This is a genomic window from Ralstonia mojiangensis (assembly GCF_023955645.1).
Taxonomy (GTDB): domain Bacteria; phylum Pseudomonadota; class Gammaproteobacteria; order Burkholderiales; family Burkholderiaceae; genus Ralstonia; species Ralstonia mojiangensis.
Genome location: NZ_JAMXHU010000002.1, coordinates 303,007 through 318,496, shown reverse-complemented (window position 1 = coordinate 318,496; position 15,490 = coordinate 303,007). Strand labels below are relative to the sequence as shown.

At 63.3% G+C, this 15,490-nt stretch carries 16 protein-coding genes; 11 read left to right on the top strand and 5 right to left on the bottom strand.

The annotated features are described in order from the left end of the window. Nucleotides 1–31: 31 nt before the first annotated feature. Nucleotides 32–529, top strand: a complete 498-nt coding sequence (locus NG898_RS08245; protein ID WP_252691875.1) for a MarR family winged helix-turn-helix transcriptional regulator — start codon at nt 32–34, stop codon at nt 527–529. 17 nt (nt 530–546) lie between these two features. Here NG898_RS08245 and NG898_RS08240 read toward each other — a convergent pair whose 3' ends face one another. The 3 genes from NG898_RS08240 to NG898_RS08230 all read right to left on the bottom strand — a co-directional run bounded on the left by NG898_RS08240 (nt 547) and on the right by NG898_RS08230 (nt 3,232). Then, nucleotides 547–2,079 (bottom strand): YifB family Mg chelatase-like AAA ATPase, encoded by a 1,533-nt coding sequence (locus NG898_RS08240; RefSeq protein WP_252691874.1) that lies wholly within the window; start codon nt 2,077–2,079, stop codon nt 547–549. Between the two features lie 214 nt (nt 2,080–2,293). Beyond that, on the bottom strand, nt 2,294–2,806 hold the full coding sequence (locus NG898_RS08235; RefSeq protein ID WP_092973505.1) for a DUF1269 domain-containing protein: 513 nt from the start codon (nt 2,804–2,806) through the stop codon (nt 2,294–2,296). Nucleotides 2,807–2,974: 168 nt separating this feature from the next. Next, nucleotides 2,975–3,232 (bottom strand): accessory factor UbiK family protein, encoded by a 258-nt coding sequence (locus NG898_RS08230; RefSeq protein WP_004637064.1) that lies wholly within the window; start codon nt 3,230–3,232, stop codon nt 2,975–2,977. Nucleotides 3,233–3,764: 532 nt separating this feature from the next. On the opposite strand from NG898_RS08230, the gene NG898_RS08225 reads away from it, so the two are divergent. The 10 genes from NG898_RS08225 to bfr all read left to right on the top strand — a co-directional run bounded on the left by NG898_RS08225 (nt 3,765) and on the right by bfr (nt 12,954). Continuing rightward, a complete protein-coding gene (locus NG898_RS08225; protein WP_252691873.1) occupies nt 3,765–4,580 on the top strand; it encodes a TorF family putative porin in 816 nt (271 codons plus the stop codon). A 46-nt stretch (nt 4,581–4,626) separates the two neighbouring features. Next, nucleotides 4,627–4,965 (top strand): P-II family nitrogen regulator, encoded by a 339-nt coding sequence (locus tag NG898_RS08220; protein ID WP_027678364.1) that lies wholly within the window; start codon nt 4,627–4,629, stop codon nt 4,963–4,965. A gap of 30 nt (nt 4,966–4,995) precedes the next feature. Continuing rightward, nucleotides 4,996–6,543, top strand: coding sequence for an ammonium transporter (locus NG898_RS08215; RefSeq protein ID WP_252691872.1), 1,548 nt, complete (start codon nt 4,996–4,998; stop codon nt 6,541–6,543). A gap of 367 nt (nt 6,544–6,910) precedes the next feature. Continuing rightward, entirely contained in the window at nt 6,911–8,206 is a 1,296-nt protein-coding gene (gene gshA / locus NG898_RS08210; protein ID WP_004637074.1) for a glutamate--cysteine ligase, read from the top strand. Nucleotides 8,207–8,237: 31 nt separating this feature from the next. Continuing rightward, nucleotides 8,238–9,209: a glutathione synthase gene (gshB, locus tag NG898_RS08205; protein WP_252691871.1), complete on the top strand. Its 972-nt coding sequence runs from the start codon at nt 8,238–8,240 to the stop codon at nt 9,207–9,209. A 119-nt stretch (nt 9,210–9,328) separates the two neighbouring features. After that, the gene (locus NG898_RS08200) at nt 9,329–9,784 is read left to right on the top strand and encodes a PTS sugar transporter subunit IIA (RefSeq protein WP_027678360.1); all 456 of its coding nucleotides are present in this window, start codon (nt 9,329–9,331) and stop codon (nt 9,782–9,784) included. Next, the gene (locus NG898_RS08195) at nt 9,753–10,022 is read left to right on the top strand and encodes an HPr family phosphocarrier protein (protein ID WP_004637085.1); all 270 of its coding nucleotides are present in this window, start codon (nt 9,753–9,755) and stop codon (nt 10,020–10,022) included. The genes NG898_RS08200 and NG898_RS08195 overlap by 32 nt, the downstream gene beginning before the upstream one ends. Nucleotides 10,023–10,068: 46 nt before the next feature. Continuing rightward, the gene (gene ptsP, locus NG898_RS08190; RefSeq protein WP_252691870.1) at nt 10,069–11,820 is read left to right on the top strand and encodes a phosphoenolpyruvate--protein phosphotransferase; all 1,752 of its coding nucleotides are present in this window, start codon (nt 10,069–10,071) and stop codon (nt 11,818–11,820) included. A gap of 228 nt (nt 11,821–12,048) precedes the next feature. After that, entirely contained in the window at nt 12,049–12,324 is a 276-nt protein-coding gene (locus tag NG898_RS08185) for a (2Fe-2S)-binding protein (RefSeq protein WP_252691869.1), read from the top strand. Between the two features lie 150 nt (nt 12,325–12,474). After that, nucleotides 12,475–12,954: a bacterioferritin gene (bfr, locus tag NG898_RS08180; RefSeq protein WP_004637092.1), complete on the top strand. Its 480-nt coding sequence runs from the start codon at nt 12,475–12,477 to the stop codon at nt 12,952–12,954. Between the two features lie 66 nt (nt 12,955–13,020). Here bfr and NG898_RS08175 read toward each other — a convergent pair whose 3' ends face one another. Both NG898_RS08175 and NG898_RS08170 read right to left on the bottom strand, forming a co-directional pair. After that, entirely contained in the window at nt 13,021–13,770 is a 750-nt protein-coding gene (locus NG898_RS08175; protein WP_252691868.1) for a HesA/MoeB/ThiF family protein, read from the bottom strand. A 69-nt stretch (nt 13,771–13,839) separates the two neighbouring features. Next, nucleotides 13,840–15,456: a S41 family peptidase gene (locus NG898_RS08170; RefSeq protein WP_252691867.1), complete on the bottom strand. Its 1,617-nt coding sequence runs from the start codon at nt 15,454–15,456 to the stop codon at nt 13,840–13,842. Nucleotides 15,457–15,490: the final 34 nt, after the last annotated feature.

Here is a 15,490-nt window from a genome sequence, read left to right as displayed (position 1 = left end):
GTCAAGATAACCACCGCTGGAGGAAGGGAGAATGGACCGCGCTGCCCAAGCCGTCGAACAATGGAATAGCGAACGCCCCGACCTGGACGTCAGCTCGATGATGCTGCTCGGGCGTCTGGGCGAGGCAGCGCTCGTCATCGCGCGTGAACGGCTGAATCCGCTGTTTGCGGAGTACGGCTTGCAGCCCGGGGAGTTCGACGTGCTGGCCACCTTGCGTCGCAGCGGCGCGCCATATGCGCTTACGCCCACCGCTCTGTACGACGCAGCGATGATGTCCTCGGGCGGCATGACCAACCGTATCGATCGCCTGCAGCAGGCCGGCTGGGTTGAGCGTCGCCCGAACCCTGAGGACGGTCGCGGCACACTCGTCGCGCTCACCAAGGCGGGGTTTGCGCTCATCGACGAGGTTGTCGGGGCGCATGTGGCAAACCAGCGCGCCGTGCTGTCCGTCTTGACGCAGACGGAGCAGCAGCAGCTGGCAAAGCTGTTAGGGAAGCTGATCGACGGACAGCGTGCCGATGCGAGCTGATCCGCTCTGCGGCATGCTTAATCCGCCTTCACTCCGCGCCGATACTGAATTGCCTCGCCCACATGCGCAGCATCGATTTGCTCATCGCCGGACAGGTCGGCAATCGTGCGGGCGAGCTTGAGCACGCGTGCATAGGCGCGGGCAGACCACGAAAAGCGCGTCATCGCGTGGCGCAGCAAGCCATCGGCTGCATCGGTGCGGCTGCAATGCAGATCGATTTCATGGCCGCCCAGCAAGGCGTTGCGTTTGCCTTGCCGCGCGAGTTGTCGCGCGTGTGCGGCAGAAACCCGCTCGGCCACGTTGAGCGTCGGTTCGCCAGGCGGCCCGTCGAGCAACTCTTCCTGCGAGGGTGTCGGCACTTCGATCTGCACATCGATGCGATCAAGCAGCGGCCCCGAAATGCGCGCCTGGTATCGCTCCACTTGATCTGGCGTGCAGCGGCACGCCCGCAACGGATGCCCGCGATAGCCGCACGGACACGGGTTCATTGCGGCAATCAGTTGGAAGCTGGCAGGAAAGTCTGTCTGATGCGCGGCGCGTGAGATGGTGATGTGGCCGGTTTCCAGTGGCTCGCGCAGGACTTCGAGCACGCGGCGCTCGAACTCTGGAAGTTCGTCGAGGAATAACACGCCCTGATGCGCCAGCGAGATTTCGCCCGGCCTTGGCGTATTGCCCCCGCCCACCATCGCCACAGCCGACGCCGTGTGGTGTGGCGAGCGGAACGGCCGGACCTTCCAGCGCCGCGCGTCGAAGCCGCGCGTGGTCAGGCTCATCACGGCGGCGGCGGAAAGCGCTTCGTCATCGCTCATGTCCGGCAGCAAGCCGGGAAACCGTTGTGCGAGCATTGATTTGCCGGTGCCGGGCGGTCCGATCATCAGCATGGAGTGACCGCCGGCGGCGGCCACTTCCAGCGCCCGCCGCGCCTGCGGCTGGCCGCGCACGTCGGCCAAGTCGGGATAGCGGATATCCGCGTCGACCGGTGCGGGCAGCGCGGGTGCGAGCTTGCGGTCCGGCGCGCTCAGGTGGTCGCACACCTCGATGAGCGTGCGTGCCGGGAGGACTTTTGTGCCGCTCACGAGTGCGGCTTCAGCGGCGTTCTCGGCGGGCAGCACGAAGGCGCGGGCAAGCGGTGTGTCGCCATCGGCGAGGACGGGGTTGCGCGATAGCGCATACGCCATCGCCAGCGCACCGCGAATCGGCCGCAGATCGCCGGACAGCGACAGCTCACCCGCAAACTCATGCGCATCCAGATGCGTGTGCGGAATCTGCCGGCTTGCAGCGAGGATCCCCAGCGCGATTGCAAGATCGAACCGGCCAGATTCTTTTGGGAGATCCGCGGGCGCGAGGTTGACGGTGATGCGCCGCGCCGGAAACTCGAAGCGGCTGTTTTGGATCGCCGCGCGTACGCGGTCCTTGCTCTCCTTCACCTCGGTGTCGGGCAGGCCGACGATGGTGAACGATGGCAGGCCATTCGCCAGATGGACCTCCACCGAGACGGCTGGCGCATCGATCCCCGAGAGCGCGCGCGAACGCAGTACAGCGAGGCTCATCGCGGAATCCTCCGGGAGAACTCACGAGCAAGGCGGAGGGCGTGGCATCGGTGCATGGCGTGACGGAGCATGGCGGTTGCGGAACCCTCCACTGTGCCAGCCGCGTTGCGCCGCCATGTTCACCGGCATCCAAATTTGACGATCGTCGTCGGCATGAGAAACGGGCAAAAAAAACCGGAGCGCTGGGCTCCGGCTTCGTTGTCGGCAGATCAACTCAGGGGAAGGCCGGCATGGCCGTGTCTTCGCCGCTGAAGTGGCCTTCGGGATGCGTCTTCTGCAGCAGCGCACGTACCTCTTTCACACGCGAGCGCGGCACATCGACCATCAGCAGGATCTGCCCATCCTCCACTGCCTGCTTGAATGGTTTGAGGCGGCTGTTTGGCACGGAGCTTCCGATCATGCTCGAGGCCCATGCGCCAAAGAGCGCGCCCACCACGGTGGTAATGCCGACCATGCCCCACTGCGGTCCTTCGCCGATGACCGGGAAGATGGCCGCCACGATGCCCGCCAGCACGCCGGCACCCCCGCCGATCACCAACCCATTCTGGGTGGCGTGGACGATGTCCGAAGTCTGGAGGATGTTGGCCTCGTGCAGGCCAGTGAGATCGACGCCGGGCCTGGAGACGAAGTGGATGTGGCGCTCGGTAATGCGCGCCAGCAGGAGGTCGTTCATTACGCGCCGGGCACTGACGACGTCCGGCATCAGGAAGTAGAGGCGATGCTGCATGATCTTCTCCTCAAGCGCGGTGCACGCGCGTCTTAAGGACGTTCTAGATCAGTTCGCCAGCCGCAACAAGGCGGCATATGGATCTTTTCGCTGTGCGCCGCAGCAGGGGTGCGGCGGCCGGCACAGCAGCCACGCAGATGCGTGCCCGGCGCAACACCGGGCCGCGGGTTACTGATCTGCCGGGGCAGCGGACTTCAGTTGGGCTTCCAGCGCGGCCACGCGCGTTTCCAGTTCTTCCAGACGCGCGCGCGTCCGCGCCAGCACTTGCGATTGCACGTCGAATTCCTCACGCGTGACCAAGTCGAGCTTGGAAAAGCCCTGGGTCATCATCGCGCGGACGTTCTTTTCGATGTCGGCCGCCGGCGAGTTACGCAGGGCTTCGCTGACGCGGTTTTGAAAGTCGGAAAAGAGATCGGTCGGTTTCATGTCGTTTGCTCCGTGGGTCGTGCTATCTGCGCCAAGCCGGTGCATGCACAGAAGCTGTGCGTGAAAATTGCTGTGCCGTGGTGCGGAGGCCTGCGCCTGGCGCGTGGTTTCGGTGCTGCCGGCCGCGATGGTACCGGCTGGGCGCTCTAAACGGCACACCTTGCGTCAAATCTCGCTGCGATGCGGCATTGGCGGCGCCATACAAACGGGGACAGAACGGGCCGTCGCAGTTTCCGCGCCCGGCCGTGCGAGCGACTGCATGGGGCTGAAATCACTCTATCACATGGTTTTTATCGCGCCATGACGGCGCGGGCCGCCATGGGGGAACCCGCTTGCGGCAACCGTTGGCGGGCCGCCGGCGTTGTCACGCGTGACCCGTCCCCAATTTCCTCCGCTTTCGCGGTATGGCGCAGCCCTCGTCGTGGACCGAAGACGTCCTCCAGTCCAGTGACAACGACATGGCATGACAGTTGCAGAACTGGATCGATTTTTTTTCCATTCCGTTGCGACTGTCTAAAGGGGGAGAGCCGTTATGAAGAAGTTTGCGTACGCAGCCAGTCTGGTACTGCTGACCGGTGCCGTTGCCGGTGTCAGCCAATCCGCCATCGCCCAGTCCGCACCCGCGGCTGATGCACCGGCCGCCGCACCGGCGCCCGCGCCGGCCGCACTCACGGCCAACGTCACACTGGCCAGCCAATACCGCTACCGCGGCATCATGCAGACCAACAACAAGCCGGCCATCCAGGGCGGTTTCGACTACGCCATTCCTGGCGGTGTGCTGCCTGAAGGCTTCTACGTCGGTAACTGGAACTCCTCGATCAGCTGGCTGAGCGATTCGAACTCGAACGTGTCCGCGCCGATCGAGATGGACTTCTACGGCGGCTACAAGACCGAGATCATCAAGGACGTGCCGATCGACGTGGGCGTGCTCCAGTACTACTACCCCGGCAGCTACCCCGACGGCTTCACGCGTCCGCACACGACCGAAGGCTATGCCCAGATCGGCTACGGCCCGGTCACGTTCAAGTATTCGCACGCGTTTTCGAACCTGTTCGGCACGCCTGATTCGCATCACAGCCAGTACTTCGATCTGTCGGGCAACTTCGACACCGGCTTCTGGGGCCTGACGCTGAACCTGCATGCTGGCTACCAGCAAGTGCCGCATCAGACCGTGCGCGCCTCATATGCCGACTGGAAGGTCGGTGTGACGAAAGACTTCGGCAACGGCTGGGCGGCATCGCTGGCCTACATCGATACGAACGCTTCGCGCGCGTTCTATACGAACACGCGCGGCAACTACATGGGCAAGGCCACGGCCCTGCTGTCGATCACCAAGACTTTCCAATAACGATGCGCGGCGGCGCTCCGGTGCCGCCGACCGAGGAGCAACCAGCATGAAACTCATCATGGCCATCATCAAGCCGTTCAAGCTCGACGAGGTCCGCGAGGCATTGTCCGAAGTCGGTGTGTCGGGCATTACCGTCACGGAAGTCAAAGGCTTCGGACGCCAGAAGGGTCATACCGAGCTTTACCGCGGCGCGGAGTACATCGTCGACTTCCTGCCTAAAGTAAAGATCGAAGTGGCCGTGCCCGACGACGTGGTCGAACGCGCCGTCGAGGCCATCGAAAAATCTGCCCGCACCGGCAAGATTGGCGACGGCAAGATCTTCGTGGCCGAGGTTGAACAAGTCATCCGCATCCGCACCGGTGAGACCGGCGGCGACGCCCTATAAGCCCCAATCCGCCAAGGAAGAGGTCAAAACATGAAAACCTGGTTCACACGATTCCTGACGGCTGGGGCCGTCGCTGCCGTGCTCGCAGGCGCCGTGGTATCGGCGCCGGCCGTTGCACAGGACAAGCCGGCGGCTGAAGCTTCGGCGCCGGCTGCCGCGGCTGCCGCTTCCGAGCCGGCCGCTGCCGCACCGGCTGCCGCTGCCCCGGCTTCAGCGCCTGCCGCCGCCGCTGCTCCGGCTGCCGCTGCGCCCGCCGCCGCTACGCCCGTCCCCAACAAGGGCGACACGGCGTGGCTGCTGATCTCCACCGCCTTCGTCATTCTGATGACGCTGCCGGGTCTGGCGCTGTTCTACGGCGGCCTGGTGCGCAAGAAGAACATGCTGTCGGTGTTGATGCAGTGCATGGGCATCTTCTCGCTCATCATCATCCTGTGGGCTGTCTACGGCTACAGCTTCGCGTTCACTGAAGGCAACGCTTTCTTCGGCGGGCTTGATCGTCTGTTCCTCAAGGGGCTGACGCCGGATTCGGTCGCTGCCACCTTCAGCAAAGGCGTGGTGGTGCCGGAATACGCGTACTTCGCTTTCCAGGGCGCGTTTGCGGCGATTACGTGCGCGCTGATCATCGGCGCCTTCGCCGAACGTGCGAAGTTCTCGGCTGTCCTGCTGTTTGTGGTGCTGTGGTTCACCTTCAGCTACCTGCCGATCGCGCACATGGTCTGGTTCTGGCCGGGTCCGGACGGCTTTACCGACGCCAAGGCGGCCGAGGTGATGACCGCTAAGTCGGGCTGGCTGTTCCAGAAGGGCGCGCTGGACTTTGCGGGCGGTACCGTGGTGCACATCAACGCTGCTGTGGCGGGTCTGGTGGGCGCCTTCCTGTTCGGCAAGCGCATCGGTTTTGGCCGTGAGGCGCTCAAGCCGCACAGCCTGACGCTGACGATGGTCGGTGCCTCGCTGCTGTGGTTCGGCTGGTTCGGCTTCAACGCCGGTTCGGCCCTGGAAGCCAACGGCAGCGCCGCGCTGGCCTTCGTCAACACGCTGCTGGCAACCGCCGCAGCCGTGCTGTCGTGGAGCTTCGGCGAGTGGTTCGGCAAGAGCAAGCCGTCGATGCTGGGTGCCGCATCCGGCGCCGTGGCTGGCCTGGTGGCCATCACGCCGGCTGCCGGCTTTGTCGGTCCGATGGGTTCGATCGCGCTCGGCATCATCGCCGGCCTGCTGTGCCTGTGGGGTGTGAACGGCCTCAAGCGCATGCTGGGCATGGACGACACGCTGGACGTGTTCGGCGTGCACGGCGTGGGCGGTATCCTTGGCGCGCTGCTGACTGGCGTGTTCGCGGCACCGAGCCTCGGCGGCACCGGCATCTACGACTATGTCGCCAACAAGGTTGCAGATGATTACTCGATCGGCGGCCAGCTGTGGATCCAGTTCCAGGGCGTGGTGACCACGGTCATCTGGTCCGCAGTGGTGGCGTTCATTTCGTACAAGATCGTCGATGCCATTGTTGGCCTGCGCGTGCCGGAAGAAGAGGAGCGCGAGGGTCTGGACATCACGTCCCACGGCGAAACCGCCTACGAAGACTGATCCGCTCACTCACCTTGCAAAAGACCCGGCTGCGTGCCGGGTTTTTTGTTCCGTCGCCCCTGAGCTGGACGTCCTTAAGTCCGATGTAAAAAACCTTCAATTGCCTCTCGTTATGCGGACGCTTACATTGCAGACGTGGTTTCCTCCACCTGCAGAACGCTCCCCGTATCTGTCAGGCTATTCCCCAAGCGCGGCAGCCCCGCGCTTTTTTTTTGTCCGCCTTTTTGTGTGGTTTGCTGCACCGCCGCACTTCGCCTCTTGCGAATCCTCTTTCCTGACCGCATATCGATAGCCCGCTGTCGTCTGCAAGCTATTGCCTGTTCCTCTACAATCGGAGCGGGCGATAAATAACATCAATAGGAAGGGTATGGTTCCGCACTTGATCACCGCGCTGAACGGGCCGCTGCTCGAGCTCGAGCAGAAGATTCTTGACGCCACGCCCGCCATCGAACGCTGGTTCCGCCTGGAGTGGCAGGAACACACGCCGCCGTTCTACTGTTCCGTCGATTTGCGCAATGCCGGCTTCAAGCTGGCGCCGGTCGACACGAACCTGTTCCCTGGCGGCTTCAACAACCTTGCGCCCGAGATGCTGCCGCTGGCCGTGCAGGCCGCCATGGCCGCCATCGAAAAGATTTGCCCGGACGCCAAGAACCTCTTGCTGATCCCCGAGCGCCATACGCGCAACATGTTCTACCTGCAGAACGTGGCGCGCCTGTCGCAGATCATGCGCCAAGCGGGGTTGAATGTGCGTCTCGGCTCGCTCTCCGAAGACATCACCGAGCCGACGCCGATCGACTTACCCGATGGGCAACGCCTGGTGGTTGAACCGATCAAGCGCATCGGTACCAAGGGCCGCCGCTTGGGTATGGAAGATTTCGATCCGTGCTCGATTTTGCTGAACAACGATCTGTCAGCCGGCGTGCCGCCCATCCTCGAGAACATCAACGAGCAGTATCTGCTGCCGCCGCTACATGCCGGCTGGTCGCAGCGTCGCAAGACCAACCACTTTGCCGCCTACGACGAAGTGGCGAAGAAGTTCGCCAAGCTGATCGACATCGACCCGTGGATGGTCAACCCGTACTTCACCAAATGCAGCGGGCTGGACTTCCATGAGCGTGCCGGCGAGGAAGAACTGGCTCACGCCGTGGAGACGGTGCTCAAGAAAACCGCCAAGAAGTACAAGGAATACGGCGTGACCGAGACCCCATACGTGGTGGTCAAGGCCGACGCCGGCACCTATGGCATGGGCGTGATGACCGTGCGCGATCCGTCCGAGGTCAAGGGCCTCAATCGGAAGGAGCGCAACAAGATGAGCGTGGTCAAGGAGGGCCTGGAGGTTTCCGAGGTGATCGTGCAGGAAGGCGTGCACACCTTCGAGAAGATCAACGAAGCTGTGGCCGAGCCCGTCGTCTATATGATCGACCGCTATGTGGTGGGAGGTTTCTACCGGGTTCACACGGGTCGTGGCGTGGACGAGAATCTCAACGCGCCGGGCATGCATTTCGTGCCGCTGCCGTTTGCGTCGAATTCGCTGCCGGACAGCCATGCCAAGCCGGGCGCCGGCGAGCCGAACCGCTTCTATATGTACGGTGTGGTGGCGCGCCTGGCGCTGCTGGCTGCCTCGCTCGAGCTTGAGAAGACCGACCCGAACCCGCTGATCTGATCGGCCGTACCCCGCTGCAGAAGGAACCGCCATGCGCATCCTGTTCATCGTCGATCCGCTGTCGACGTTCAAGACTTACAAGGATTCCACCTTTGCGATGATGCGCGAGGCGGCGGCGCGCGGTTACGCCATCTACACGTGCCTGCAGTCGCAGCTCACGCTGGCGAACAACGTGGTGGAAACCGTTGCCACGCCTATCGCCCTGACCGGCGACGAGCACGACTGGTATCGCGCCGGCGATGCGCGCCTGCTACCGCTCACCGGCTTTGACGCGGTGCTGATGCGCAAGGACCCGCCGTTCGACATGGAGTACGTCACCAGCACATGGCTGCTGGAGATTGCCGAGCGGCAGGGCGCGCGCGTGTTCAACAAGCCCCAGGCGATTCGTGATCATTCGGAGAAGCTCGCCATCGCGCAGTTCCGCGAGTTCACCGTGCCGACCGTCGTGTCGCGCGATGCCAAGCGCCTGCGCGAATTTCACGCGGAGCAGGGCGACGTCATCTTCAAACCGCTCGACGGCATGGGCGGTGCGGGTATCTTCCGCGTGGGGCCGGACGGCATGAACCTCGGGGCGGTCATCGAATCGCTCACCGACAACGGCGCACGCACGATCATGGCTCAGCAGTACATTCCTGCCATCCGCGAGGGCGACAAACGCATTCTCCTGATCGGCGGTTCGCCGGTGCCGCATTCACTGGCACGCGTGCCGATGGCCGGCGAGGTCCGCGGCAATCTGGCGGCTGGCGGGACGGGCAAGGCTCAGCCGCTGTCCGAGCGTGATCAGGTGATTGCGCATGCACTTGCGCCCGTGCTCTGGCAACGCGGTCTGCTGCTTGTCGGCCTGGACGTCATTGGGGATTACCTCACCGAGGTCAACGTCACCAGCCCGACGTGCTTCCAGGAAATCACCCAGCAGACGGGCTTCAATGTGGCCGGAATGTTCATCGATGCACTCGAGCGCGCCGCCGGCAAGAACAGCGGACTGGGGCGCAAGCCCGCCTGATTTGGAGGCATGGCCCCTCTGCCGAGGGTCCTCCACAAGGGGGAGGTTCGGCACACGGCCGCACAATTGCGCCAAATGGCCCTGATACAATCAGCGTTATACCGATTCGCTTTTCGATCATGGCAGGGATTCTGATCATCGCTCATGCGCCGCTGGCTAGCGCACTGCGCGATTGCGCTGCACACGTCTATTGCGGTCAGCCTGAGCGGCTGGGCGCAATCGATGTCCTGCCCGATGCCGAGCCGGCTGCCGTGCTGGCTCAGGCGCGCGACAAGCTCGCCGAACTCATTGAAGCCAACGGCGCACTGGTGCTGACCGACATCTTCGGGGCCACGCCCGCCAATATCGCCTCGCGCCTGGCCGATCCGGGCCGCGTGCGCGTGCTGGCCGGCGTAAACCTGCCGATGCTCGTGCGCGCCATCTGCTATCGCTCCGAAAAACTCGAACAACTTGCCGCCAAGGCTCTGGCCGGCGGCGCGCAAGGCGTACTGCAGGTCGGCTCGACAGCCGTTCAGAACCAGGTTGCCAATCATCCAGACAAATATGCTGCAGAGGGATATCACCATCATCAATAAGCTCGGGCTGCATGCCCGGGCCTCCGCCAAACTCACGCAGCTCGCCAGCAAGTTCGACAGCCAGATCAAGATGTCGCGCAACGGCCGTCAGGTCGACGCCAAGAGCATCATGGGCGTGATGATGCTGGCCGCGGGCATCGGCTCCACCGTCACGCTGGAGATCGACGGCCCCGACGAGCACGATGCCATGGATGGTCTCGTCGCGCTCATCAATGACCGCTTCGGCGAAGGCGAATAACCCCTCCCAGCCGCACTCCACTTCAACGCCGCTCCGGCCAGCGTCTATGCCTTTTACCCTGCACGGTATTCCGGTCTCGCGCGGCATCTCCATCGGCCGCGCTCACATGCTGGCGCGCGCGGCGCTCGATGTGTCGCATTACCTGGTCGACGAAGACAAGGTCGACGCCGAGGTCGAGCGTTTGCGCAGTGCCCGCGCTACCGTGCGTGCCGAGTTGGCTGCGCTCAAGCGCGATCTGCCCACCGATGTGCCCGAAGAGATGGGCGCCTTCCTCGATGTGCACGCGATGATTTTGGATGACGCGTTGCTCTCGCAGGTGCCGGAGACGTTGATTCGCCAGCGGCGTTACAACGCAGAGTGGGCGCTCACAACGCAACTTGAAGAACTGATCCGCCAGTTCGGCGAAATCGAAGACGAATACCTGCGCGAGCGAAAGGCCGACATCGAGCAGGTGGTCGAACGGATTCTGAAGGTGCTGGCCGGCGCGCCCGCGTTGGCGCCTGCGCCGGTGGCGGTGGGTTGCGATCCGGATGCTGGGATGATCGTCGTGGCGCACGATATTGCGCCGGCCGACATGCTGCAGTTCCGCGGCCAAACCTTCGCTGGCTTTGTGACCGACCTGGGCGGTCGCACCTCGCACACCGCCATCGTGGCGCGTAGCCTCGATATTCCGGCGGCCGTGGGTGTTCATAACGCTAGCACGCTGATTCGCCAGGACGACATCGTCGTCATTGATGGCGACAACGGCATCGTCATCGTCGATCCGAGCGCGTCCATTCTCGAGGAATACCGCCACCGCCGCAGCGAAGGCGAATTGCAAAAAAAGCGCCTCGAACGCCTGCGCCATACGCCCACCGTCACGCTCGACGGTACGCAAATCGATCTGCACGCAAACATCGAGATGCCGGAAGATGCGGCCGCGGCCGTCAAAGCCGGTGCCGTGGGCGTGGGCCTCTTCCGCTCCGAGTTCCTGTTCATGAACCGCCGGGGCGCGCTGCCCGACGAGGAAGAGCAGTTTCGCGCGTACCGCACCGCCGTTGAATCGATGATGGGCCTGCCCGTCACGATCCGGACCATCGACATCGGGGCTGACAAGCCGCTGGACATCCGCGACGACGTGTTCGAGACCGCGCCGAATCCGGCGCTTGGTTTGCGCGCGATCCGCTGGTCGCTCTCGGAGCCGGCAATGTTCCTGACGCAGTTGCGCGCGCTGTTGCGGGCGTCTGCGTTTGGGCCCATCAAGATTCTTGTGCCGATGCTTGCGCACGCCCGCGAGATCGACCAAACGCTTGAGTTGTTGGCACGCGCCAAGGCCTCGCTCGACGCCGATGGCGTGGCCTACGACCCGACCATCAAGGTCGGCGCCATGATTGAGATTCCGGCCGCCGTGCTGATCCTGCCGGTGTTCCTGCGCCGCATGGATTTCCTCTCGATCGGCACGAACGACCTGATTCAGTACACGCTCGCTATCGACCGCGCCGACAACGCGGTTGCGCATCTGTACGACCCGCTGCATCCGGCGGTGCTGCAATTGATTGCGCGCACTATCCGCGAAGGGCATCAGGCGGGCAAGCCGGTTTCAGTGTGCGGCGAGATGGCGGGGGACGCTTCCATGACGCGCCTGCTGCTGGGCATGGGCCTGACCGAATTCTCGATGCATCCGTCGCAACTGCTGAGCGTCAAGCAGCAGATCCTGCGCTCGGACCGCCCTCGCCTGATGCGCGAAGCGGACCGCCTGCTGCACGCCTGCGAACCAGCCGAAATCGAGGAAGCGCTGGGCGCGCTGGCACGGGCCTGAGTCGCGCGTCCTCAAAGCGCCGGCCGTACCGAGTGTCGCGCCGGCGCATCGCTTTCCTAAGGTGTAGCTTCCATAAGTGATTGAAATTTCACGTCTTTCTCTGAAAAGACGGCTTGCGTACACCTGCATGACCCTCCGCTCAGAATGGGGTCGAACAAGAATTGTTCTCATTTCTATTCTCTGTTATTCTGGTTTTACAGCGTGTTCTGAACGCTGCGGAGGAATCCCGTGTACGTCTGCATCTGCAACCAAGTGACCGACCGCGAAATCCATGGCGCCGCCCGTCTGGGCGTGTCGACGATGGACGAACTCGCCGAAACGCTCGGCGTGGGCACCTGCTGTGGACAATGCCGGGACTGCGCCAAGCAGGTGCTTGCCGAAGCGGTGAGTTGCGTCCCCGTCGATCAGATTTTGGGCCGTGCCAGCACGCATGCCATAATCGAGCGTCGCGACGAGCCCGTTGCCAACGATCAGGCCATTGTGCCTGGAGCATTGGCTGCCTGATTCCCCCCGTCTTTTTCTGTCGCCGCGAATTGCCGCCCAGGCGTTGAGCCTCGGCGGCATTTGTTGCTTGCTGGTCAGGCAAAGGGCTCGCCTTGAACGGACGCGTGCGTGCGTCCATCACCGCAGTTGCACTTTGCTGGAGCCCCAAGAATGAAAGGCGATAAGAAGGTCATCCAATATCTGAACGCCCAGCTCAAGAACGAGCTGACCGCCATCAACCAGTATTTCCTCCACGCGCGCATGTACGGCCACTGGGGGCTCAAGCGCATTGGGGACCACGAGTACAAGGAGTCGATCGGTGAGATGAAGCATGCCGATCGCCTGATCGAGCGGATCCTGATGCTCGACGGCCTGCCTAACCTGCAGGACCTGGGCAAGATCTTCATCGGCCAGGACACGAAAGAGATCATCGAGTGCGACCTGAAGCTGGAGCGCGCCGCACACGGCACCGTGGTCGAGGGCATCGCTTACTGCGAATCGGTGAAGGACTACGTCAGCCGCGAAATTCTGGTCGACATCCTGGACGACACCGAAGAGCACATCGACTGGCTGGAAACGCAACTCGAGTTGATCGATAAGGTCGGCATCCAGAACTATCTGCAATCGCAGATGGAGCCCGAGGGCGAGTAAGCCTCGTCAACCGACGAAAAAGAAGGAGGCCTTGGCCTCCTTTTTTGTTGCACGGTTTCGGGCGTCTCAGTGCGCTCCGCCGCAGACCGGGCATGACGGCTGGCGCGCGATGCGCATCGTCGTCCATTCCATCGATAGACCATCGAGCATCAGCAGGCGACCGGCAAGCGATTGACCGATACCCGCGATCAGTTTCAGCGCCTCAGCAGCCTGCACTGTACCCACCATGCCCACCAGCGGCGAGAACACGCCCATCGTTGCGCACGCGACCTCGGGCGCGGGCTCGTCGGGTGGGAACAGGCACGCGTAGCAGGGGCCGCCGTCGCGGCTGTCAAACACGCTGATCTGCCCGTCAAAACGGATGGCGGCGCCCGACACCAGCGGCACCCCAGCCCGCACGCAGGCAAGGTTGGTAGCCTGGCGGGTGCCAAAGTTATCGGAGCAGTCCAGCACCACGCTCACGCCTTGAAGCAGCGCGCCAATGGCGTCGGCATCGAGCCGGCGCTGTAACGCATTCACGCGCACGTCCGGATTCAGTCGGGCAATGGCCGCCTGGGCCGATGCCACCTTCGGTTGTCCGACCGATTCCGTTGTGTGGATGATCTGGCGTTGCAGATTCGTCAAGTCCACCGTGTCGTCGTCGACGATGGTGAGCGTGCCCACGCCGGCCGCCGCCAGATAGGGCAGGGCTGCCGCGCCCAGTCCGCCCGCGCCAATGACGAGCGCGTGGCTCTCAATCAGGCGCGTCTGCCCCTCGATGCCGATTTCGTCGAGCAGGATATGGCGCGAGTACCGCAGCAGTTGATCGTCGTTCATGGTGGTGCAATGAAAAAGGCCGTGCAGTGCACGGCCTTGTAAGTTTGCCAGTGTTTGCCGGCCCGTGTCTTAACGGGCGCCGGTGGGCTCCGGTGCAGGCTGCACGCCGCTGGCCGGAACATTGGGTTTCGGAGCGGCCGGCTCGGAGGCCGGCGCAGCCTTGCCCTTCGGCAGCTTGGCCGGGGCGCTCGATTCCTTGGCCGCCGGCGATTTCACCGCCTTGTCCGGCACCGCGGCTGCCGCGGCTTCCAGCACAGACTTCGAGCGCTTGACCGGCTGACCCTTCAGGTCGGCGATGGCCTGTTGCAGCATGAAGTCTTCAGCCGAACCGAACTCGATCGGCTTCTTGTTGCGCTCCTTCTCGCGCTGCTCAGGCGTCTTCTTGGCGTTTTCCTCTTCCAGGCGACGCAACTCTTCAACGCGGCGCTTTTCGCGCTCGGTCATCTCGGCTTCTTCAGATTCCTGCTTGTTATGCAGGTGGCGTTCGGTGTCGATTTCGCGCGTGATCAGCGCATCGTCCGGGTCGCCGTCCGGGTTCTGGTCAACCGGAATATCCGGGCGGATGCCCTTCGCCTGGATCGATTTGCCAGACGGCGTGTAGTAGTACGCGATCGTCAGCTTGATGCCGGTGTCGTTCGACAGCGGACGTACGGTCTGCACCGAGCCCTTGCCGAACGTCGTCTTGCCCATCGTCTTGGCGCGGTGATGATCCTGCAGCGCACCAGCCACGATTTCAGAGGCCGAAGCCGTGTAGGCGTTGGTCAGCACAATGATCGGCACGGTCTTGAACTCGGGGTCCAGACCGACCAGCGGATCGGAGTCGAAGTTGCTCAAGCGGTAGTTGGCGAAGGTCGCCTTGTACGTGCGCTTGGCATCCGGCACCTGGCCGTTTGTCGATACCACCGTCACGTCCGGCGGCAGGAACGCAGCCGACACGCCAACCGCAGCTTGCAGCACGCCACCCCCGTTGTTGCGCAGATCCAGGATCACACCCTTGAGGTGCGCGTCCTGTTTGGCCAGGTCATTGAGCTTCTTGGCCAGGTCCGGAACGGTGCGTTCCTGGAAGCTCGTGATGCGCACCCACGCGATGCCGTTGTCCAGCAGCTTGGCCTTGACCGACTGCACCTGGATCTCGGCGCGTGTGATGGTCAGCGGGAACGTGCGCTCTTCCTTCTTGCGGTAGATCGTGAGCGTGACCTTGGTGCCTGGCGCGCCGCGCATGCGCTTGACGGCTTGCTCCAGCGGCATGCCACGCACGGGCTTATCGTCGATGCGGGTGATCAGGTCGCCCGGCTGCACGCCGGCGCGGAACGCCGGAGTGTCTTCGATTGGATTGATGACCTTGACCAGGCCCTCTTCCTGCGAGATCTCGATGCCCAGACCGGCGAAGCGGCCCTGGGTCCCTTCCTGCAGTTCCTGGAAGTCCTTCTTGTCCAGGTAGGCCGAATGCGGGTCGAGGCTGGCGACCATGCCCTTGATGGCTTCGGTCAGCAGCTTGTCGTCGTCCACGGGCTCGACATATTCACGCTTGATCTGGCCAAAGATGTCCGCCATGAGCCTGAGCTTCTCCAGCGGGAGCGGGCCGACCGTCGCGTTTTGCGCAGTGGCGGAGAGCTGGAGCGTCGCCAGAACCCCGGTGACGAGGCCGATGGCGATCAAGCTGATGTTCTTGAGCGAAGTTCGCATGTGTCGAGCGTGGACGTGGGAACAGTAGATAAAC